Source organism: Campylobacter sp. US25a (assembly GCF_004379075.1).
GTDB classification, from domain to species: domain Bacteria; phylum Campylobacterota; class Campylobacteria; order Campylobacterales; family Campylobacteraceae; genus Campylobacter_D; species Campylobacter_D jejuni.
This window is the reverse complement of record NZ_RYYM01000001.1, coordinates 167,967-188,796: the sequence shown is the minus strand read 5'-3', so window position 1 is coordinate 188,796 and position 20,830 is coordinate 167,967. Positions and strand designations below refer to the sequence as shown.

Sequence of the window (20,830 nt, the reverse complement as noted above, 5' to 3'; positions counted from 1 at the left end):
TTTAAGCCTTTATGCTCTTTAAGATCAGTTTTGAAATTTCATAAACATCATCTTTACTCATCGCCGTGCCACTTGGCAAACAAATTCCTTTTTGGAAAAATAACTCACTATTGCCATTAAGATAAGCCTTAGCTCCTTTAAATACTTCTTGAGTGTGCATAGCTTTCCATAATGGTCTTGTTTCTATTTGTTCATTTTTCAAATCTTCTATGAGTTTTGAAATTTTTGGATGCAATGCGATATTTTTTTGACTGATATTTATATCTTTTTGACAAGCATTAAGTTCATTTTTATCAAAATCAATCAAAGCTGTACTTAACCAGCGATTGCTTCTTGAATTTTCTAATTCATCTAAAAAGCTAAAATGCTCTTCTAAAAATTCTTTATACCACTCATAAATTTCTCTTTTTTTAAGCACTCTTTGTTCTAAAACCTCCATTTGTGCTACACCAATAGCTCCTAAAACATTGCTTAAACGGTAATTATAACCATAATCTAAATGTTCATAATGCAAACAATTTTCCCTTGCTTGAGTGCTGTAAAATCTTGCCTTTTCAATCTTTTCTTTATTTTTTCCTATAAGCATACCTCCACCTGAAGTGGTGATGATTTTATTACCATTATAAGAATAAGCTCCAAATTCTCCAAAAGTTCCTAAAGCTTTATTCTTATAAAAACTTCCTAAAGCTTCGGCAGCATCTTCGATTAAAACAATGTCATTTTCTTTGCAAATTTTAACAATCTCATCCATTTTTGCAGCATTGCCATAAAGATGAGTTAAAATCAATGCTTTTGGTTTTTTTTCACATTCTTTAATGGCGAGTTTTAACAAATCTACATCAATATTATAAGTTTCATCACAATCTATAAATACAGGCTTTGCTTTAAGATAACAAATAGGTGCTACTGAAGCGATAAAAGTAAAAGAAGAAGCCAAAACAATATCATCTTGTTTTACCCCTGCCACCCTTAAAGCTAAATGCAAAGCCGCTGTGGCTGAATTTAAAGCTAAGGCATTTTCACTTTTGCTATAATCTTTTACACTTTGCTCAAAGCGATTTACAAATTCACCCAAAGGTGCTATATAATTGCTTTTGAAAACTTCTTCTATGTATTTTAATTCATTACCACCCATATGCGGAGGAGAAAGAAAAAATCTCATTTTTTATCCTTTATATAAAGCAGAATTTTTTATCCTTATATATTTTATCTAAAAAAAATTACCAAGATTCAAATATTTAAATTCTTTTTATAGTCAAAGCTTGTTTTCATACCAATTTTTAAGCTTTTCTAAGTCTTCTTTTTTATAAATACTTTCAAAGCATTTAAGGAGTATTTTATTTTTTGTTTTGATAACAAAACAAACTTCAACTTGATTTAAAAATTTCATTTTTTCTATTTTAACAATTTCCAAATCTTCTCGTTTTATAAAATACATATAAAAAAGATTAAATTTACTAACTATATAAATTCCATTTTCACAAACTATTGCTAAATTTATAACGTACATCAACAATAATAACATACCTGTTATCACAGAAGAAACTGATACTTGCAAACTCCAAAGTGTTTTTAAATTTTCATTTTCTAATTCAAAGAAAAAAAGAAGTTGATAAAAACCTTCAAAATTATACCAAATTCCTATTAATCCACCCAAAAAAGCAGCAATACCTGTATATTTTACAATCCTACTATTTTTAGAATTTACATTTGCTTTAAGACTAAAAAGTTTTTTGTGTTTTAAAGAATTTTTCAAAGGAAATATGTAGCATATTAGACATATGGTTAGTAAATTAATGACAATCCACCCCAAAGGCGAAGGATTTACTATATAGTGAACAACAAGATTGTTATTAAAATGCAATTTACATCCTTTTTGCAGGTATTCCTATAAAAACACCTTTTTCATCTTGATTTTTAACTAAAGTTGCTCCACCACCTAAAATACTATCATCTGCTAAGCTTAAATTAGGCAAAACACAAGAATTAATCCCTAAAAAACAATTTTTACCGATTTTTACATTGCCCGCACATTTAGCCCCCACACTCACATGAGAAAATTCCCCTATCACGCATTCATGTTCAATCACGCTTGAAGTATTTAAAATCACGCCTTTTTCTATTTTGGCTTTAGCATTAACTACTACATAAGGCATGATTAAAATTCCTGCATTTTCTTCCACACTTGCACTAGAACTTATAAGCGCACTTTTATGAATAAGATTAACAATTTTAAAGCCATTTTCTAAAATTTTTTGATAAATCTTTTTTCGAATTTCATTGTTTCCTATGGCTATAAAAATATCATATTTTGGCAAGGTGCTTTCAAATTTCATTCCTTTAAAATCATCTAAAAAAATACATTCTTTATAACCCATATTTTTAGCCACATCTTCACAAACAAGCCCATGACCACTAGCACCATAAATATAAATTTTTTCAGTTCTTGCCATTAAATTTCTCTGTTGTAACATAACCTTCTTTGCTTACCCCGCTTCGTTTTAAAACCTTTAAGGCTGTTAAAAACATGATTTTTAAATCAAGTAAAAAAGAAATATTTTTCACATAATACACATCAAGCTCGAATTTTTTCTGCCAAGAAATAGCATTTCTTCCATTTACCTGCGCCCATCCTGTTATACCTGGACGCACTTTATGACGCAATTTTTGCTCTTCATTATAAAGGGGTAAATACTCAACCAAAAGAGGTCTAGGTCCAACAAAACTCATATCCCCTTTTAAAACATTAAAAAGTTGCAAAAGCTCATCCAAACTTAAGCTTCTAACAATTTTTCCAAAAGCTTTCAAACGCAATTCATCGCTCAATAACTCACCCTTTTCATCTCTTTCATCACTCATGGTTTTAAATTTATAAATTTTAAAAATTTTTTCATCTAACCCAGGGCGATTTTGAGTGAAAATCACACTTCCTTGAGTGATTTTTAAAAGTAAAGCAGTGATTAAAATCACCGGAGAAAAAAGTACTAAAAGCACTAAAGCTAAAATAAAATCAAAAATTCTTTTAAAAACTTTTTCATACATTCTTAATTACCCTATCATAAAGTTTTAAATAACGCTGTGCGATATTATTTTCATCGTATTGCAAAACATCTTGGGCGGCATTTTTAGCTAAATTTATTCTTAATTTTTCATCTTCTAATAAAAGTGAAATTTTTTCGCTTAAATCCTTGGCATCTTTTGTTTTTGCCCAAAGTCCATCATAAGCATTAGAAATAGCCTCCACACAACCTTCGCAGTCACTTACCACTATAGCCTTACCACAAGCTTTTGCCTCCAAAACACTTACAGGAAAGCCTTCTTTATAGCTTGGTAAAACAAAAATATCACAATTTTGCAAAAGCTCGACTATATCACTTCTAGCACCCAAATAATGCACCACACCCAAGTTTAAAAACTCCAAACTTGCACAAGAAGGATTTTCATCTCTTCCACCAACTAAAACAAAATTTGCTTTGTCTTTTAGCATAGCAGCACTTTCATAAAATTCTTTTACACCTTTATGCCATAAAGCTCTTGCTATCATAAGCACAATGGGTTTTTTATCTATGTTTAAATTTTTCCAAAAAAGCTCTTTTTTTTCCGATTCTACATAAATAGGAAAAAATTTTTTTAAATTGATCCCTACAGATTTTATCACACAAATTTTATTTTCCTTAAGTCCTAAATTCCGCATAAACTCAGCATTACTTTCATTGACAAAAATAAATTGGTGTGCAAATTTAAAACTTAATTTATAAAGATTATTAATAACAAAACGCACTAAATTTGCCTTAAAACCTTGATCTATATAAAAAGATCCCAAGCCTTCTACCAAAGCAAAACGATAAGGAATTTTTGCCCATTTTGCTGCTAAAATTCCAAAGGTATTGCTTTTGTGTGCCGCACTTTGAATAAGATCAAGATTTAAATTTTTCAAAACCTTAGCAAGATAAAAAAAATTCTTTAAAACCACAAAAGGATTTAAGCTAGCTCTTGAAAGCTCATAAACAATTACTTTTAAGCCAAGATCTCTAAGTTTTTGCGTGTATTCATCTTGTGGCACTATAACAAAAACTTCATCTTTTCTATCTTTTAATGCTTTTATAATAGGCATTCTAAAATGATAAATACTTGCTCCTGCATGAGATAAAAATCCTATTCTCATTTTCAACCCTTAAATTTTAAGTTTAAAAACCTTAGCATCTCTAGAATTAATCACCAAGTCAAATAAATTCTTATCATAATTTCCTAAAAAAAACATTTGCACATAAGCACTATTAAACATGGTTTTATCCATTAAAATAAATTGTGCGTAAGGAATAGCACTATCCTTTAAATAAAAAATATAAAACTGAGCCTTATCATCGATTGGAGTGATTTTGTATTCACCTTGTTTAATAGAATTAATCTCTACGATACTATTTACAGAAACCACATTATCACCTATTTTAAAACTTCTAAAATCATCGCTTAAAACCACTCCGTTGCTAAGATAAATTTCTCCATTTTTAACATCAAGTGGATAAGCTGTGCTAAAGGTAAAAGGTTTATCCAAAACCCCTGTATCTAAATTAATAAAAGAAAAACTAGCCACCGTAGAAAAAATCAAAGACATTCTAGCAGGCATATAAAGATAAATATCACGAGTTTTTGGCGTATCGATTTTAAAATCAGGTTTTGATAATGAAGCTAGAAACAAATCCACATTGCTTTGATTATAATCTTTCATCATGGCTTGTAAAATGTCTGTTTTTAAAATATCATTTTGCGGAGCATAAAAGCTTTTTTCTGTATATTCTACACTAAGTCTTGCCATATTAGCTGCAGCTTGTTCATCTTTGCTTAAAGCAAAAGAAGGGAAAAAATTATCCTTACCTAAATGCTTTCCACCATCTACTAAAGTTTTCACATCGCTATAATAACGCACAGGATAACCATAATCCCACCAAGTTACCACATAATCTTCTCTATTTGCTATATTCTTTAATTGATTTAATAATGATGCTTCATTTTGAGAAAAAACTGTTGGTGCTTTATAGTTGTAAATATGGATAAATACTGGAGCTAAAGTCAAAATAGTTGCAAAAACAATACAAACATTTGAAGTTAATTGGCTATATTTTTTAACCAATATAGCCTTAAACTCGCTCAATAAAAAACCAAATCCTAAGGCCATTACAGGTACAGAATAAATGGTAAATCTAAGCCCCCCTTTTAAGGCTAAAAACCCAAGCACCAATATAGGTAAAGCCATAATCATACTTTTATGTTTTCTCAAAAGCCATACAAAACCAAACAAAGAAAACAAGAAAACAATTTCACTACCACTAATTCTTCGCATAAATTCGCTAAGATCTACATTTTCAACTTCTTGTATGGTTTGATTGACATTAAAATACATAAAGCCCTGTGTTAAATTCGCACTTTCATCACTTCTAAAAATATAAAATTTAAGCTGATAAAGTATGGGATCAACCCCACCGCTTAAAATCAAAAATATCAAAGTTGCACTACCTAAAATTCCTATAATCATAAAATTTAAGCGTTTTTGCTCTAAGGCGAATAAAGCAAAAAGTATTACTATAATGGCACTTTGATAAAACCATGCTATATTTGAAAGAGTAAGAGAAGACAAAATCACAGCTATATAAAAAATCTTTTCTTTTCTATGAAAAATAAGTGTATAAATTAAAAAAAGTCCAATTAAAGCTACATTTAAAGTATAACTTGAAGGATACCACCAAAGATAAATTCCTATAAATAACGGCAAGGCAATCAATGAAAAAAAGTCTTTTTTTAAAATCATTCTTACCATAAAAAATAAAATAAACATAGGTAAAACAATTACCAGCATATCCGTATCATAATACCCACTCATAGTGCGATTATAATAACTGTTTGCTATGCTTGCTAAAAGAGCAGCTACAAAGCCCATTAAAGGACGTTTGTATTCATTAGCTAGCAAAATAATAGGAATCACCACCAAAGAAGATAAAAAAGTACTCATATATAAAATGATACTTTCAAAAGAAAAAGGTGTGACTTTATAAAGCCAATAAGTAAGCGCGGATAAAGAAGATCCATAATAACTCAAATCATTAGGCTGATGAAAACCTGCTATCATATCTCTTGCGCCCTCAGCAAAGGCATAGCCATCGTTTGAAATGATCATTAATTGATTATTGAAAAAATACTCATTAAACTCACTTGCCCACCAAACCCAATAAAACCTGCAAAATACACTAAAAACATAAGCTAATATAATCATCGCAAACAAAACTAAATAAGGGTTTTTTAAATACTCTTTTTTCAACATCTTTTATCCTAATAAATATTTCAAAGCATCACGTGCAATTTTTACTTTATCAAAAGCCTTAGCCCTAGTTTTAGCCTTATTTTTATACGCTTTTCTTAATTTATCATCTTCAAGCATAGTCTTTAAACCCTGAAACATAGAGTTTTCATTATCTACTTCTACTAAAAGTCCAAATTCATCATCTCCAAAAAGCTCTCTTGCACCACTTTTATGATCAGTGCAAACTACCGCACAAGAACAAGCTAAGCTTTCAATTAAAACATTTGAAAAACCTTCAAACACAGAAGCAAAAGCAAAAAATTCACATTTAGCCATGTATTTATAAGGATTATTATCAAATCCTAAAAGCAAAACCTTTTCTTCTAAATTTAACTCTTTAATCAAAGCCAAAAGCTCATCTTTAAGCACACCTTCACCTAAAATCACAAGCTTTAAATCTGTTTTCAATCTCGCATAAGCACGAATTAATAAAGCATGATTTTTACCTTTATCAAGCCTGCCTACACTTAAAATAAATTTATCTTTTAAAGCTATATCTTCAAGAGCTTTTTGCTCTATGTTTTCTAAATCGATGGCATTGTATAAAATTTCACATTTTTTTGGATTTATACTAAAATTTTGCACTAAATCTTCTAAATTTCCTTTAGAATTAGGCAAGATTAAATCAGCCCTTGGATAAAGTAAAGAAATTAAAAATTTATTTGCCAAAGAATTAAAATTATTTTTCATATACATCACACTTGGTGTAGTGCATTCATTGATCACAAGGCGAGTTTTGTTTCCAAACATTCTTGCCATTAAAGCTATATAATTAGGTCGATTTAAAAAAACAAATTCTGTATCAATGCCTAAATTTCTGCAAAGTTTTTTGTATTTTAAAGCCAAAAAAGGTAGTTTTAAAAATTTCAAAATAGGATTTTCACTAGGTTTTGAACATTCTAAAAAATGAATTTGACACTCTGGAATTTCATAAGAAATTTTATCATTCATCAAGATCAAATGCACTTCAAATTTCAAACTTAAAATAGGCAATAAAGTCGCCACAACTCTTTCAGCACCACCACTTCCTAAAGAATAAATAAAAATGCCTAATTTTTGCATAAAGCCACCCGAATTTTTGATAATTTTTCAATCATATTATTTGGAATTATACTTAAAATGAGTAATATCAAAGCAGGAGCGTTGATTTTTATACTCAGGCTTTTAAACAAACATTTATAAAGAGCTTTATAATTTTTTGCAAGTTTTGCATAATAAGCTGCCATTTTATAATAACTCGCACAAGTTTTTTTATAATCTTTATCCTTACTCATTCTAAGTTCATTTTCTAAAATTTTAGCAAGCTCTAAATATCCCAAATACACCCTATAAGCATTTTTACTCGCACCTAAAGTCACGCTATCTTGCCTAAAAATCCTATAAATCCTAAAAGCTTTATGGATATAAAAACTTTTTTCCTTGTATAAATTTACCCAAAGCGTGGCTTCATTGCCATAAAATTCTTCATTAAAACGCTTGTTTTCAAGTAGAGATTTTTTAAAAACAGAAAAAAACTCTCCGCTAAATTTAGCCATTAAAAAATCTTTTTTAGAAATTTCACTATCTTTTTCCAAGCCCTTGCCGCTAAATTCCTTGCTTAAATTTCCTTCTTTTTCTATCAAACAATTTCCAAAAACATGAGCATAACCCTCATTTGCTTTTTGCATCAAGGTACTTAAAGCCCCGGATAAAAGCTCATCATCATCATCTAAAAAAGTTACAAACTCGCCACTTGCTTGATCTAAGCCATTGTTTTTATTGCCATTTGGACCTTGTTTGTAATTTTGATTTAAAAAATACTTAATGCGATCATCATCTTTTTGTAAATTTTGCACCACACTTTTAGTATCATCACTAGAATTATCATCACTTATAATAATTTCTAAATCTTTAAAATCTTGATTTTGTATGCTTTTAATAGCCTTTTCCAACAAAGCTTGACGATTAAAAGTTGGTACTATAACAGAAAGTTTAGGCATTTTTAACCTCGGCTATAAGCTTAAGCCATTCTTCTTTGATATGAGAAATTTCAAAGTCTTTACACCTTTGTTTGGCACTATTTACAAGTTCTTTTCTAAAATTTTCATCATTTAAAACAAGTTCAAGTTTTTTAGCAAGTGCTATTTCATCATCACAACCTACCAAAAGCCCATCATGATTATCTTTGATTAAATCCTTAGCACCATTATAATAAGAACTTGAAATTCTACAAACCTCAAAATACAAACTTTCAATTAAAACCGTTGGCAAACCCTCTACAAAAGAACAAAGGCAAAGCACTTTTGCTTTTTCATAAAGAGCCTTGACATTTTCAACGCGTCCTAAAAAATCAACTTTTATTCCTAAAGATTTTACCTTGTATTCAAGTTCTTGCCTTAACTCTCCATCTCCTGCTATAACAAATTTATAATTTTCTTGCAAATTTTTATCCAAATGCGCTATAGCTTTTAAAAACATTGCAGGGTTTTTGTTGTGATCTAAACGCCCTATAAAAAGAACCAAATTTTCTTTTTCAAAACTAGAATCAAAAGGAATTTCATCGCTAAAATGACAAGGGTTTAATAAAAGCTTAACCCTTTTTACAAATCTTTCATAATACACCTTATCACTGCTTCCAAGCACACTTAAAGCATCACAAAAAGGATAGCTTACCCTTCTTAAAAAACGCCAAGTTTTAGGTTTTAAATACGCTTCATTACTATGCTCGCTAATGATGAGTGGAGTTTTAAGTCCTATATTAGCTAGAATACAAGCAATATTAGTTGTATCCAAAAAAGAAATAAAAACATCAGCCTTGCTTTCTTTTAAAGCCTTTCTTAAGGCAAAAAATTTCTTAAAACGACTTGCGATTTTATGATAAAGTGTGTCAAATCTAAATTGTTCCAAACTTGTAACTTTAACTTCATTTTCAAGCTTATAAAAAGATTCTCCTGTATGAAATTTAATAATATTTACTTCATGCTCTTTACAAAGTGCATTAGCTAAAGTTACCAAAACACGCTCAGCGCCTCCTGAATTTAAAGTTGCGATAATAAAGCTTATTTTCATCATTTCTCCTCTTTAAGCTTACCGTGTTCTAAACGATAAACCTTATCACATTGCGTTATCGTAGAAAGGCGATGTGCGATAATAATCATGGTTTTATCTTTAGAAATTTTATAAATTTCATCCATGATTTTTGCTTCACTTTGAGTATCAAGCGCAGAAGTTGCTTCATCAAGCACTAAAATTTCAGGCTCTAGATATAAAGCTCTTGCTATAGCTATGCGTTGTTTTTGTCCCCCGCTTAAATTACTCCCCCCATCACCTACTTTTGTTTGCACTCCTTGAGGTAAATTTTTTATAAAATGCTCTAAATTTGCTTGCTTGATAACCCTGTTAAGTTTTTCTTCATCAACCGCATCTCCAAAAGTAATATTTTTAGCTATGCTGTCATTAAAAAGATAGATATTTTGTGGGATATAGCCTATTTTTTGGCGATAATTTTTTGCATTACTTGCATTTAACTCTTGCTTATCAATTAAAATTTGCCCTTCTTTTGGTTTTAAAAGTCCTATGATAAGATCTACTAAGGTACTTTTTCCGCAACCACTCTCCCCTATAAAAGCGATTTTTTCGCCTTTTTTAATGTTTAAGTTAAGATTTTTAAATAAATATTTTTTTCCCTCATAACCAAAGCTAAGATTGCAAATTTTAAGCTCTTGATTAAAGCTTAATTTTTCCTCGCCCAAATTTTCTTCTTCTTGTCTTAAATTTTGGTAAATAATATCCAAAGAAGAATGATAATAAAGCAAATCATGATAACTTGTGATAATACGATTTGCGCTTGGCATTAAGCGATAAAGCGCTAAAACAAAAATAGAAATCGTGGATAAAATACCTGAAATATCACTTTCATTTTTCAAAACCAAAAATACCACGATAAAAACAAGTACACAAAAACCTATTCCTTCAAGATAAATTCTAGGCACTGCAGCTACGCTTTCATTGGTAATATTTGCTTTAGAAAAAGCTTCACTTTGTGCTTTAAAAAGGCTTAATACTCCATCTTCTTTGGTTTTAAGCTTGATAAATTTAAAATTATTTAAATTTGTATTTAAAATTTCGAAGAAATTTTTCATCGCTTCTTCGCGTCTTAGTCCTGCTTTTTTAATGACAGGGCTTAAAATTTTCACTAAAATAAAGGCATTTAACACCATAAAAATACTTAAAAATAAAGTGATTTTATAATTAATCAAAAGCATTAAAGCATAAAGCAAAAGTACTACAAAAATTTCACTCATCAAAAGTAAAAATGATGAAATCATAGTGCTTAGATTATAAACTTCTCCTGTAATGGACTTTAAAATTTCAGATTGATTTTTTTGAGTAAATTTTTCATAGTTAATATTTAAAAATTTAGAAAAAACCTTATAAGCAATCGCGTGATAACGCCCTTTAGAAAATCTTGCCAAAAGATGAAAATAATACGCATTTAACAAAGCTCTAAACACATAAAAAACAATAAGCCCCACTCCAAAATAAACAATGATTTCAAAAACAGGGATATTAAGATATTCTTTTAGGCTGATTAAATATTTATTACGATCAAAATAAGAAAAATCACTAGCCAAAGTGATAAAAGGCATTACCAAAGAAATTGCAAAAGTTTCCATAAAAGAAACAAATACTGAAAAAACAAGCAAGAAAAATAAAAAATTTTTATCTTCCTTGCTTAAAATAAAAAAAAGTTTTTTTAACACTGTTTTTCCCAATCAAAAGCAGATTTACAAATAAGCTCTAAATCATCATATTTAGGCTGCCAAGAAGTAAGATTTCTGATTTTACTTGCATCAGAAATCAACACACTAGGATCGCCTGCACGGCGTGGGGCAAGTTCTACTTTAAAATCCACTCCACTAACTTTTTTCATCGCTCCAATCACTTCTTTTACACTAAAACCATGTCCATAACCTACATTAAAAACATTGCTTTCATTCTCTTGTAAATAATCCAAAGCTGCTAAATGCGCGCTTGAAATATCATCTACATGGATAAAATCTCTTATGCAAGTACCATCTTTTGTATCATAATCATCGCCAAATATGAAAAGTTTTTCACGTTTTCCTGCGGCACATTCAGCTGCAACTTTTATAAGCAAAGTCGCTTTTGGATAGCGTTGTCCTAAAGTATAATCCATGCAAGCACCTGCAACATTAAAATATCTTAAAATACAATGCTTAAATTCAGGATTTGCCATACTTGCATCACGCAAAACTTCTTCGCTCATAAGCTTACTACGACCATAAGGATTAATAGGCGCTAAAGGGCTTGTTTCGCTCACAACAGGAGTTTGTGGTTCGCCATAAGTGGCTGCCGTTGAAGAAAATATAAATTTATTCACTCCAGTTTGCAAACAAGTTTCGATGAGATTTGTCGTATTAACAGTGTTGTTCATATAATATTTTAAAGGGTTTTGCATACTTTCAAAAACTTCAATGCTTGCTGCAAAATGCACAATAGCGTCAAATTTTTCTCTCTCAAACAATGCTTTTACACCTTGAAAATCACTTAAATCTTGTTCAAAAAATTTAAAAGCTCTTATTTTTTGCAAATCTTCTATTGCGATTTTAGAGCCCTTAGAAAGATTATCTAAAACACAAATTTCATGATCTGTTTTTAAAAATTGTCTTAAAGTATGAGAACCAATATAACCTGCGCCACCGCTAATAAGAATTTTCATCATCATTCCTTTTTTTAAAAATGTCAAAAATAAATTTTAATATATTTTCTTAAATACTTAAGATTGAACTTTTGAAATTTCACTTTCACAAGCTTTTGCAAAAACTTCTGTATAAGAACGATCTGATTTTTTTTCACGCAAAAAATCCCTCATATAAAAAAGAAAATCAACATAATCTTCTTCACTAACATTAGCTTTAATAAGTTCATATTTTAAAAAAAGCATATAAGTATTTAGAACATCACTTTCACAATATTCGTGAATTTTTTCAATTTCATTTTCATAAAAAAGTTTCATCACCTCATCGCCATGCACATCATATTTTCCTGGCAAACCCACCATAGAGCAAAGTGTATCAAGCTTTATTCCACGCCCATTAGATCCTAAGGATTCTAATAAATCACAATGTTTTAATTCTGAAAATCTTGTTTTATAATTATTCCATTTATCGCTTTGAGTATCTAAATAAGTTGCTGCTTTTAAATTGTATTTTAAAGCCCTTAAAACAAGAACAGGCATATCGAAATTTTTACCATTAAAGCTGACTAATTTTGGCTCATAATTTTCTATAAAATTAAAAAAATTAGCAATCATTTCTTTTTCATTTTGCCCATCAATTTTACTTACTTTGATAAATTTTCCAAAATTATCACTTAAAACCGCGCAAATACTGATGATTTTATGATAAGGCAAAGGCAAAAACTCACTCCCACTTTGTTCTTTTTGCCACTGAAATGCTTTCAAACTTACTTCTAAATCACTTCCTTCAAAACCTAAAGTTTTGCGGATAAGCTCAACATCTGGCACACTCTCACAATCAAAAACACAAATATAACCTTCATTTTTTGCCATTTTTTAACCTTTTTTTAAATAATTTCGCTAAAATCATAGCAAAAATTTTAAAATATTAGGCTTTTAATGAAAATAGCAATTGTTCGTTTATCAGCACTTGGTGATATTATCCAAAGTGCCGTGGTTTTGCAATTTATCAAAAATTTTAAAAAAGATATAAAAATTCATTGGTTTGTAGATGAAAAATTTGAAGGCATACTCAAAAACCATCCTTTAATAGACAAACTCTATGCCCTGCCCTTAAAAGACAAAAAAATTTTAAAAAGCCTAAAAATTCTTCTTAAAGCAAGAAAAAACAACTATAATACAGTAATAGATCTACAAGGGCTTATAAAATCTGCTATTGTAAGTCGAATTTTAAGTAGAAATAATTTTGGTTTTGATAAAAATAGCCTTAAAGAAAGTTTTGCTCATAATTTCTACAACCAAAAACTTGAGTTAGATTACAATGAAAATGTATTTGTAAGATACTTAAGTCTTACCTCCTTTATGTTAAATACTGATTTTAATGTCAAAAATTTAGCCTTTAAACAAGATATTTTTAGCGTGGATGAAAATTTAAAGCAACTCTTAAACAATAAACTCAAGCTCGATAAAAACGAAAAAAACATACTCATACACGTGGGTTCAAGCGTAGAAAATAAAATCTATCCTAAAACCAAACTTGCTATACTTTGTAAGCTTTTAATCAATGAATTTCAACAAGCAAAAATTTGGCTCGCTTGGGGAAATGTAAAAGAATACGAATTTGCTAAAGAGGTTTTAAATCTTAGCGGCATTGATGAAACACATATAGAATTAGCACCAAAATTTAGCCTTGAAGAACTAATGGCTTTTACAAAAATGATGGATCTTATCATAGGAAATGATAGTGGTCCAACACATTTAGCTTTTGCTTTAAACAAAGCATCTATTACGATTTTTGGTGCAACACCAAGCTACCGCAATGCTTTTCAAACTCATATCAATAAAATCATTGATGCAGGTAAAAAAATCCAAAATGCCAAGCATATCGATAAAAGTGATTTTTGTATCACGCGTATAGAAGAAGAAGATATCTTCAAACTTGCCAAAGGCTTACTTAATGAAAAATAGTGATAGAATATATCTTAGTCTTTATTATATTTTGAAATTTTTTGTTACTTTTATGCCTGAGTGTATCTTGCATTTTTTAGCTTTGATTGTAGCAAGAATCACTTTTTATCTTAACAAAAAACATCGCAAGATCATCGATATAAATTTGCAAATCTGTTTTCCTCAATACACTCAAAAAGAACGCGATAAACTATCTTTGAAAATTTATGAAAATTTTGCTCAATTTGGAATTGATTGTTTACAAAATCAAAACACCACCAAAGAAAAAATTCTCAATAAAGTAAATTTTATCAATGAAAATTTTCTTATAGACGCTCTAGCTTTAAAGCGTCCTATTATCTTCACAACTGCACACTATGGAAACTGGGAAATTTTAAGCCTTGCTTATGCAGCTAAATATGGTGCGATTTCCATAGTGGGGAAAAAGTTAAAAAGCGAAGTTATGTATGAAATTTTAAGTAAAAATCGCACCCAATTTAACATAGAGCTTATTGACAAAAAAGGCGGTATAAGACAAATGCTAAGTGCCCTAAAAAAGGGGCGAACTTTAGGAATTTTAACCGATCAAGACTGCGCAGAAAACGAAAGCGTAAGATTAAAATTTTTTAACAAAGAAGTGAATTATCAAATGGGAGCAAGCCTTATCGCACAAAGAAGCAATGCTTTGATCATCCCTGTTTATGGCTATAAAGAAGGTGGTAAATTTTGCATAGAGTTTTTTAAAGCAAAAGATTCTCAAAATGCAAGCTTAGAAGAACTGACACTTTATCAAGCACAAAGTTGCGAAGAAATGATTAAAAAAAGACCTTGGGAATACTTTTTTTTTCATAGACGCTTTGCTAGTTATAATCAAGGAATATACTCATGAATATTTCAATAGTAATACTAACTTTTAATAGTCAAAAATATCTTCAAGAAGTATTGCAAAGTGTTAATTTTGCCAATGAAATTATTTTAATAGATAGCGGAAGCACGGATGATAGTTTAATAATAGCAAAAAATTTTAAAAACGTGAAAATTTTCCATCAAAATTGGCTTGGTTTTGGAAAGCAAAAACAATTTGGAGTTGAAAAAGCAAATAATGACTGGATATTTGTTTTAGATAGTGATGAAGTTTTTACTGAAGAATTAAAAGAGGAAGTATTGCAAATAATTAAAAATCCATCATTTAAAGCATACAAAGTAGCAAGATTAAATTTTTTCTTTGGAGAAGCAATAACAAAAATGGGGCTATATCCTGATTATAACATAAGATTATTTCATAAAAAATATGCCAAATTTAATGAAAGAGAAGTTCATGAAAGCATAATCTGTCAAGAAAAAATAGGGAAATTAAAACATCATTTTTTACATTATGCTTATGAAAATATCGAGCAATTTATAGATAAGCAAAACAAATACTCGAGTTTAAATCCTAAAAAAAATAACCTTCTTAAAGCTTTAATAAATCCTTATTGGACTTTTTTTAAACTTTATTTTGTAAAATTAGGTTTTTTAGAAGGCAAAAGAGGTTTTATCATAGCAAAGCTTTATGCCCAATATACTTTTTGGAAATATATTAAGTAGTTTTAATCATATCAAACAATTCGTCCCATTTTTTCATCACGCCTTCTATTTTATAAGATTCAACTTTTTCTTTGGCCTTTTTAACAATTTCTTGTCTCAAGTTTTCATCTTGCATTAAAAGTGATATTTTTAAAACCATATCATTAAAATCACCCATCTTAAATAAAAGTCCATTATTTTTATCATCGATTAACTCGCTTACACCCATATAATCACTACTGATTCTAGCGCATTCATAAAAAGCAGCCTCAATTAAAACTATGGGCAAGCCTTCTTGTTTGGAACATAAGCATAAAATTTTAGCTTTTTCATAGTAAAAACTTAAGTCTTCTATATAGCCTACAAAATCGATGTGCAAATTTAAATTTTTAGCAAGCTCCATCAAATTCTTTTTTAAAGAACCCTCTCCTGCTATGATAATCTTCCATTTACTTAAAACATCTTTTTGGATACAAAATAAAGCTTTGATAAAAACATCTACAGCCTTTTCCTCTTCTAATCTTCCTACATATAAATTAATGTTTTCTTTATCATTTGTATGAATTTTTTTACACCCAAGGGATTAGGCATGATGATTTTATTTTTTACAAAAGAATAATATTTAAAATCTTCCCCAGTTAAAACACTTAAATAGGTAGCCAAAGGATACAGTTTTCTTCTTAAACGATTGGTTTTTTTAGACTTTTCTCCAAGATGAAAACCATGCTCGCAAATAATATGCTTGATGCCTATATTTTTATTTGCAAGTAGAGTAAATAAATTAGGCTTGGTTTTAAAAGAAATCATAATATCAGGCTTATACTGTTTTATTTTTTTAATTGCACACTTATATATGATTTTATTAATAAGTTTATTTAAAAAACGGATGGGAGTTAAAGCTTTAGTGTTGATAAATTCAACATAAGCATTGTTACAAATATCATCATAAGCTAGAGGCGTCTTTTCAAAAAATAACAAAGAAAGCTCGTGATTTTTTTCCATTCTTTAGCAAGTTGATAAATAACATAACTTACCCCACCTTTGTTAAAATAGTCACTAACAATCAATATTTTCATAAGATCTAACCTTTTTTAAACTAGGTAAAAAATATTTTATAAAAATGTGAATTTTTTTAATATACTTACTTATTTTATTTTTCTTTTTAAGAAATTTTTTATCATCTTGAGTAGAACTTTCAAACATAAAATTTTCATGTGTATAAACAAGTACAGGAAATAAAGCGTAAGTGTTTAAAACTTTTTCATTACAAGTAAGAGCATCTATAGGCAAATAAATTTTTTCTAAATGAGAAAGCAGTTTTAAGGCTCCATTTTTGGTTATAAAATAACCATAAGTACCGTTGCCTCTAGCGATCAAACGACGAATTTTATAATTTAAGATTTTTTTTGCAAATCTTCTTGAGTAAGGACTTTCTATCCTAAAACCATCATCATTATAAACCTGTCTTTGATGCCCTAATAACAAAAGTTCCAAGTCGTTAGGAAATTCATTAAGGTGTTGTAAAAATTCAAGTAAGTTTTCATCAAAATACGCATCATCTTCTAAAATCACAGCGTATTTTAATTTTTCTTGCAATATTTTTTCATAACATTTTTTATGAGATAAAGAACAACCAAGCTCTCCAAGCCCTAATTCTCTTTTATGAAAATTTAGCATTTTGTCATAATCAACTATATTTAAATATTCTTGCTTACTTATAGCTTTTCCTTCTACCGCTTCGATGATTTCATAATCAAGTTGATATTTTTGACACAATTGACTAATGTATTCTTTTCTTTGCTTTGCTTTTTTAAGATTGATGATAAGAAATTTCATTTTAATTTCATTGCTAATTGTTTTATATATTTTTTTCTCTTAAATTTTATTCTCTTTCTTTTTAATTTTATAAATATTTTTTTAAAAAAGCAACTATAAGGAGTACAACAATATTCCAGTTGTAACTTATGTATAAGAAGCTCGTTAGTAAAATATTGGCACAATAAAAAATATATAGGATTTAAAGCATTAGAATATAAATTAAGCTTATGAATAACAAAATTTAAATTTTCTATAAAAAATTGCATCTTATGAAAATTTTTTCTTTCATTGGTTGATGAGCTAATATTTTGCATATTGTAATTAATCAGACATTGCTCTAAAGTCACAATACGCTTGCATTCAAGATAATACAAAGTAAGGAACAATGCATCTTCTGCCATAGTAAGTTTTGGATTTTCATTGATTTTTTCAAATGTTTTTAAATATTTTTGTCTTAAAAAAACCTTACCCCATATATACCATTGCTTTATTTTAAAATTTACAATTTGTTCTGCTAAGAAAATTAAATATTCTTCAAGACTATAATTATTATTAACAAAAAAAATATTTTTCTTCAAAGTTGTATTTAAAGCATTATAATTAAAACATATCAAATCATTATTTTCATCCAAATACTTAGATACTTCCTCGCAAGCTTCAAGCTCTAAAAAGTCATCAGAGTCTAAAAACATGATATATAAAGAATTAGTTGCCTTAACTCCTTCATATCTAGCTCTTAAAAGACCTAAGTTTTTTTCATTGTGAACTATTTTTATCCTTTTATCTTTTTTGGCGTATTCTTTAGCTATATCTATACTTTTATCACTTCCACAATCATCAACTATAATTATTTCTATATCTTTAAAAGTCTGATTGATACAACTTTCTATTGCTCTTGCTATATATTGTTCCACATTATAAGTTGGCATAATTATTGAGATTTTAGACATTATCTTTCCTAAAAATTTTTTTTAAAAATAGTAAAAACAAACTCTTAATATTAGTTCAACTCTGAAAAATTTTAACATAAGAAGTAAAAAAATAAAATACCTTATTTAAATAAAAATATTTAATACAAATATATTATAAAAAACCATTTTTATCCTATTGTCTATTTTTTACAAATTTGACTTATTTTACTTTTTGATAAACACCTTTATATTGTAAATCAGAATTGCAATATTTATTAATCCATAGAATATCTTTCCTCTTAAAAAATAATAAAAAATTTAATCATAAATCTTAATAACATTTTAAAAAATCAAACAATAAAAAAATTAATAATTCAAATTAAATTATCAACTTTTTTATAAAGTTTATACTTAATTTTGATAATCCCTTTTCTAATTCTGTGAAAAAAATTGTTACTATAAGCTTTTTTTGGATCTTGAATAATAGACCAAAGATCTGATAATTCATTATAAGTAAAATATTTCTTATTTATTTTATCATAAATCGGTAAAAATTCTTGTGAAAATCTATACAAAAAATCTAATTTATATTTATCATCAATACGCTTTAAATTCCATGAATATATTTTAAATTTAAAACAATAAAAAACATCTTGCAATCTACTTTTAAGCTCTAAATTTTTATCAAGAAACTTATCTAAAAACTCAAACTCATCACAGACGCAATATATTTTATCTTTACTCTTAACCGAAGCATTTTCATTATCTTGTCTATAAAAATAAAACCCTTCTTTATAGAAATAAATACTTGAAGCCAAACTTAAAATTTGAAACCATAATCCTATATCTTGATAGGAAGCTCCTTGTGTTTCATTTGCTCTTATATTGTATTTTTTAATAAAATCCATTTTATAAAGACTAGATTGATTCATATTCCAAGAATTTATAATAATACTTGGATTTAAATACGAATTAGTTTTTTTATTATATAAAGCTTGATCATAACATATAGGGAGATTTTTAAAAATTCTTTCTTTCTCCTTATCTTCAAAACCAATAAAATCAGATTTAACTACTTGGCAATCTTGATTGTGGGCTAATCTATAAAGTTTTTCGCACATATCCAATTTTACATAATCATCACTTTCAACTATTGTACAATATTCTCCTTTGGCTATATCTAACCCGCTATTAAAAGCTGCACCTAAGCCTGCATTCTCTTTATGAATAACTATAATTCTTTTATCTTTAGTTGCATATTCATCGCATATTTTTCCACAATTATCAGTAGATCCATCATTAATTAATATAATTTCTATTTCTCTTAATGTTTGATTTACAACGCTATCAAGGCATTCTCTAAGATACTTTTCTACATTATAAATTGGTATTATAACTGATACTAAAGGAATGTTTTTATTAATCATATATACCGCCTTCCTAATAAAAATTTAAATATTTTTTTAAATTTATATAATAATGATTGCTTATTGCAAAGCAAAGTCTTGGAGAAATCTTTTTTCAAAATACAAAATAAAAAATCTTTTTCACGCTGATTAAAATACCTATAACTCAAATTTTCACTCAAAGAATTATTAAAAAATTTAACAAGTTTTTCAAAAAATAAAGGTTTTAAATCATCCTGTAATTGATAATAAAATCCATATAATGGAGATATAGCATGGGCATAAAATTCTTCCTTAAATTTTTCAAATACACCTAAAGAAATCAATCTTTTTCTTGCATAAATACATTGATCAATCATTTTAATTAAGTTTTGATCCGTTCGTTTCACTGAAGATATATTTAAGGGTTCTTGTCTATAATGATAAAATGCTTTTCTTAAAGTTGTAATTTTATTCGCAAGAACAAGCGCTTCAATTGCAAATGGGAAATCTTGATAGGTTGCACCTTTACTTTCTTGAAATCTCAAGCGATTTATAAGAGTTTTATGATACAAACTTGCCCAAATAGAAGAGTGATATATTAATAATTTTGGATAATCTTCTATTTTGAATATTTTATTATCTGGAGCACAATTAAATAATTCAAAATCTTTATGTTTTTGCATATATAGCTTATCTTTTGGCTCTCTAGTTGAATTATAATCATAAAACATACATTTTACCAAATCACTATCATTATTTTTTGCCTTAAAGTATAATTCTTCATACATATTAAACTCTATCCAATCATCTGATTCCACAAAACCAATATATTCTCCTTTGGCTATATCTAACCCACTATTATAAGCTGCACCTAAGCCTGCATTCTCTTTATGAATAACTATAATTCTTTTATCTTTAGTTGCATATTCATCGCATATTTTTCCACAATTATCAGTAGATCCATCATTAATTAATATAATTTCTATTTCTCTTAATGTTTGATTTACAACGCTATCAAGGCATTCTCTAAGATACTTTTCTACATTATAAATTGGTATTATAACTGATACTAAAGGTTGTTGCATTACCATTGCTCCGTATTGTTGATTTTAATTTAATTTTTAATTATCTTTAATATTATCCT

General features: G+C 28.3%; 21 protein-coding genes. 3 read left to right on the top strand and 18 right to left on the bottom strand.

The features are described from left to right. Position 1: 1 nt before the first annotated feature. From pglE to ELQ12_RS00925, 12 genes are all read right to left on the bottom strand, one after another. Entirely contained in the window at positions 2-1,162 is a 1,161-nt protein-coding gene (gene pglE / locus ELQ12_RS00980; protein ID WP_070261240.1) for a UDP-N-acetylbacillosamine transaminase, read from the bottom strand. A 93-nt stretch (positions 1,163-1,255) separates the two neighbouring features. Beyond that, on the bottom strand, positions 1,256-1,882 hold the full coding sequence (locus ELQ12_RS00975; RefSeq protein WP_223209410.1) for a hypothetical protein: 627 nt from the start codon (positions 1,880-1,882) through the stop codon (positions 1,256-1,258). Then, on the bottom strand, positions 1,866-2,453 hold the full coding sequence (gene pglD / locus ELQ12_RS00970; protein WP_070261267.1) for a UDP-N-acetylbacillosamine N-acetyltransferase: 588 nt from the start codon (positions 2,451-2,453) through the stop codon (positions 1,866-1,868). Before pglD ends, ELQ12_RS00975 begins: the two co-directional genes overlap by 17 nt. Then, complete coding sequence (gene pglC, locus ELQ12_RS00965; protein ID WP_070261241.1) at positions 2,440-3,042, bottom strand: undecaprenyl phosphate N,N'-diacetylbacillosamine 1-phosphate transferase; 603 nt, start codon at positions 3,040-3,042, stop codon at positions 2,440-2,442. The genes pglD and pglC overlap by 14 nt, the downstream gene beginning before the upstream one ends. Beyond that, on the bottom strand, positions 3,035-4,165 hold the full coding sequence (pglA, locus tag ELQ12_RS00960) for a N,N'-diacetylbacillosaminyl-diphospho-undecaprenol alpha-1,3-N-acetylgalactosaminyltransferase (protein ID WP_070233030.1): 1,131 nt from the start codon (positions 4,163-4,165) through the stop codon (positions 3,035-3,037). Before pglA ends, pglC begins: the two co-directional genes overlap by 8 nt. Positions 4,166-4,174: 9 nt before the next feature. Beyond that, entirely contained in the window at positions 4,175-6,316 is a 2,142-nt protein-coding gene (gene pglB, locus ELQ12_RS00955; RefSeq protein ID WP_002861841.1) for an undecaprenyl-diphosphooligosaccharide--protein glycotransferase, read from the bottom strand. 3 nt (positions 6,317-6,319) lie between these two features. Continuing rightward, positions 6,320-7,417 carry an N-acetylgalactosamine-N,N'-diacetylbacillosaminyl-diphospho-undecaprenol 4-alpha-N-acetylgalactosaminyltransferase gene (gene pglJ, locus ELQ12_RS00950; protein WP_002861842.1) on the bottom strand — a complete coding sequence of 366 codons (1,098 nt, stop codon included), beginning with the start codon at positions 7,415-7,417 and terminating at the stop codon, positions 6,320-6,322. Further along, on the bottom strand, positions 7,405-8,334 hold the full coding sequence (pglI, locus tag ELQ12_RS00945) for a GalNAc(5)-diNAcBac-PP-undecaprenol beta-1,3-glucosyltransferase (protein WP_052857549.1): 930 nt from the start codon (positions 8,332-8,334) through the stop codon (positions 7,405-7,407). Before pglI ends, pglJ begins: the two co-directional genes overlap by 13 nt. After that, positions 8,327-9,406, bottom strand: coding sequence for a GalNAc-alpha-(1->4)-GalNAc-alpha-(1->3)-diNAcBac-PP-undecaprenol alpha-1,4-N-acetyl-D-galactosaminyltransferase (gene pglH, locus ELQ12_RS00940; protein ID WP_134264509.1), 1,080 nt, complete (start codon positions 9,404-9,406; stop codon positions 8,327-8,329). Before pglH ends, pglI begins: the two co-directional genes overlap by 8 nt. After that, positions 9,403-11,097: an ABC-type lipopolysaccharide transporter PglK gene (pglK, locus tag ELQ12_RS00935; protein WP_070261243.1), complete on the bottom strand. Its 1,695-nt coding sequence runs from the start codon at positions 11,095-11,097 to the stop codon at positions 9,403-9,405. The genes pglH and pglK overlap by 4 nt, the downstream gene beginning before the upstream one ends. Then, a complete protein-coding gene (gene galE, locus ELQ12_RS00930) occupies positions 11,091-12,077 on the bottom strand; it encodes a UDP-glucose 4-epimerase GalE (protein WP_002870504.1) in 987 nt (328 codons plus the stop codon). Before galE ends, pglK begins: the two co-directional genes overlap by 7 nt. Before the next feature lie 57 nt (positions 12,078-12,134). Beyond that, on the bottom strand, positions 12,135-12,929 hold the full coding sequence (locus tag ELQ12_RS00925) for a 3'-5' exonuclease (RefSeq protein ID WP_002870503.1): 795 nt from the start codon (positions 12,927-12,929) through the stop codon (positions 12,135-12,137). Between the two features lie 66 nt (positions 12,930-12,995). Here ELQ12_RS00925 and waaC point away from each other — a divergent pair, with 66 nt between their 5' ends. Genes waaC through ELQ12_RS00910 form a run of 3 tightly spaced genes read left to right on the top strand, consistent with a single transcriptional unit; the run spans position 12,996 to position 15,590 of the window. After that, on the top strand, positions 12,996-14,024 hold the full coding sequence (gene waaC, locus ELQ12_RS00920) for a lipopolysaccharide heptosyltransferase I (RefSeq protein ID WP_070233012.1): 1,029 nt from the start codon (positions 12,996-12,998) through the stop codon (positions 14,022-14,024). Further along, the gene (htrB, locus tag ELQ12_RS00915) at positions 14,014-14,892 is read left to right on the top strand and encodes a lipid A biosynthesis lauroyl acyltransferase HtrB (RefSeq protein WP_053872410.1); all 879 of its coding nucleotides are present in this window, start codon (positions 14,014-14,016) and stop codon (positions 14,890-14,892) included. Before waaC ends, htrB begins: the two co-directional genes overlap by 11 nt. Continuing rightward, positions 14,889-15,590, top strand: coding sequence for a glycosyltransferase family 2 protein (locus tag ELQ12_RS00910; RefSeq protein WP_134264508.1), 702 nt, complete (start codon positions 14,889-14,891; stop codon positions 15,588-15,590). Before htrB ends, ELQ12_RS00910 begins: the two co-directional genes overlap by 4 nt. Here ELQ12_RS00910 and ELQ12_RS10345 read toward each other — a convergent pair. The 6 genes from ELQ12_RS10345 to ELQ12_RS00885 form a co-directional block, all read right to left on the bottom strand. Next, a complete protein-coding gene (locus tag ELQ12_RS10345; protein ID WP_243834118.1) occupies positions 15,583-16,110 on the bottom strand; it encodes a glycosyltransferase in 528 nt (175 codons plus the stop codon). The two genes, ELQ12_RS00910 and ELQ12_RS10345, sit on opposite strands and share 8 nt — an antisense overlap. After that, the gene (locus ELQ12_RS10340; protein ID WP_171822107.1) at positions 16,095-16,571 is read right to left on the bottom strand and encodes a hypothetical protein; all 477 of its coding nucleotides are present in this window, start codon (positions 16,569-16,571) and stop codon (positions 16,095-16,097) included. Before ELQ12_RS10340 ends, ELQ12_RS10345 begins: the two co-directional genes overlap by 16 nt. Positions 16,572-16,625: 54 nt before the next feature. Then, complete coding sequence (locus ELQ12_RS00900; protein ID WP_134264507.1) at positions 16,626-17,405, bottom strand: glycosyltransferase family 25 protein; 780 nt, start codon at positions 17,403-17,405, stop codon at positions 16,626-16,628. Then, a complete protein-coding gene (locus ELQ12_RS10820; protein ID WP_134264506.1) occupies positions 17,402-18,337 on the bottom strand; it encodes a glycosyltransferase family 2 protein in 936 nt (311 codons plus the stop codon). The genes ELQ12_RS00900 and ELQ12_RS10820 overlap by 4 nt, the downstream gene beginning before the upstream one ends. A 335-nt stretch (positions 18,338-18,672) precedes the next feature. Then, positions 18,673-19,725, bottom strand: a complete 1,053-nt coding sequence (locus ELQ12_RS00890) for a glycosyltransferase family 2 protein (protein ID WP_126219123.1) — start codon at positions 19,723-19,725, stop codon at positions 18,673-18,675. After that, positions 19,722-20,771 (bottom strand): glycosyltransferase, encoded by a 1,050-nt coding sequence (locus ELQ12_RS00885; RefSeq protein ID WP_088306158.1) that lies wholly within the window; start codon positions 20,769-20,771, stop codon positions 19,722-19,724. Before ELQ12_RS00885 ends, ELQ12_RS00890 begins: the two co-directional genes overlap by 4 nt. Positions 20,772-20,830: the final 59 nt, after the last annotated feature.

What these genes read in the sequence shown, in the direction of transcription:
- pglB (WP_002861841.1), bottom strand. Translation starts at nt 6,316, where the DNA reads ATGTTGAAAAAAGAGTATTTAAAAAACCCTTATTTAGTTTTGTTTGCG.
- pglA (WP_070233030.1), bottom strand. Translation starts at nt 4,165, where the DNA reads ATGAGAATAGGATTTTTATCTCATGCAGGAGCAAGTATTTATCATTTT.
- pglJ (WP_002861842.1), bottom strand. Translation starts at nt 7,417, where the DNA reads ATGCAAAAATTAGGCATTTTTATTTATTCTTTAGGAAGTGGTGGTGCT.
- ELQ12_RS00925 (WP_002870503.1), bottom strand. Translation starts at nt 12,929, where the DNA reads ATGGCAAAAAATGAAGGTTATATTTGTGTTTTTGATTGTGAGAGTGTG.
- htrB (WP_053872410.1), top strand. Translation starts at nt 14,014, where the DNA reads ATGAAAAATAGTGATAGAATATATCTTAGTCTTTATTATATTTTGAAA.
- ELQ12_RS10820 (WP_134264506.1), bottom strand. Translation starts at nt 18,337, where the DNA reads ATGTCTAAAATCTCAATAATTATGCCAACTTATAATGTGGAACAATAT.
- ELQ12_RS10340 (WP_171822107.1), bottom strand. Translation starts at nt 16,571, where the DNA reads ATGGAAAAAAATCACGAGCTTTCTTTGTTATTTTTTGAAAAGACGCCT.
- pglD (WP_070261267.1), bottom strand. Translation starts at nt 2,453, where the DNA reads ATGGCAAGAACTGAAAAAATTTATATTTATGGTGCTAGTGGTCATGGG.
- pglE (WP_070261240.1), bottom strand. Translation starts at nt 1,162, where the DNA reads ATGAGATTTTTTCTTTCTCCTCCGCATATGGGTGGTAATGAATTAAAA.
- waaC (WP_070233012.1), top strand. Translation starts at nt 12,996, where the DNA reads ATGAAAATAGCAATTGTTCGTTTATCAGCACTTGGTGATATTATCCAA.
- ELQ12_RS00890 (WP_126219123.1), bottom strand. Translation starts at nt 19,725, where the DNA reads ATGATTAATAAAAACATTCCTTTAGTATCAGTTATAATACCAATTTAT.
- ELQ12_RS00900 (WP_134264507.1), bottom strand. Translation starts at nt 17,405, where the DNA reads ATGAAATTTCTTATCATCAATCTTAAAAAAGCAAAGCAAAGAAAAGAA.
- galE (WP_002870504.1), bottom strand. Translation starts at nt 12,077, where the DNA reads ATGAAAATTCTTATTAGCGGTGGCGCAGGTTATATTGGTTCTCATACT.
- ELQ12_RS00885 (WP_088306158.1), bottom strand. Translation starts at nt 20,771, where the DNA reads ATGCAACAACCTTTAGTATCAGTTATAATACCAATTTATAATGTAGAA.
- ELQ12_RS00910 (WP_134264508.1), top strand. Translation starts at nt 14,889, where the DNA reads ATGAATATTTCAATAGTAATACTAACTTTTAATAGTCAAAAATATCTT.
- pglC (WP_070261241.1), bottom strand. Translation starts at nt 3,042, where the DNA reads ATGTATGAAAAAGTTTTTAAAAGAATTTTTGATTTTATTTTAGCTTTA.
- pglI (WP_052857549.1), bottom strand. Translation starts at nt 8,334, where the DNA reads ATGCCTAAACTTTCTGTTATAGTACCAACTTTTAATCGTCAAGCTTTG.
- pglH (WP_134264509.1), bottom strand. Translation starts at nt 9,406, where the DNA reads ATGATGAAAATAAGCTTTATTATCGCAACTTTAAATTCAGGAGGCGCT.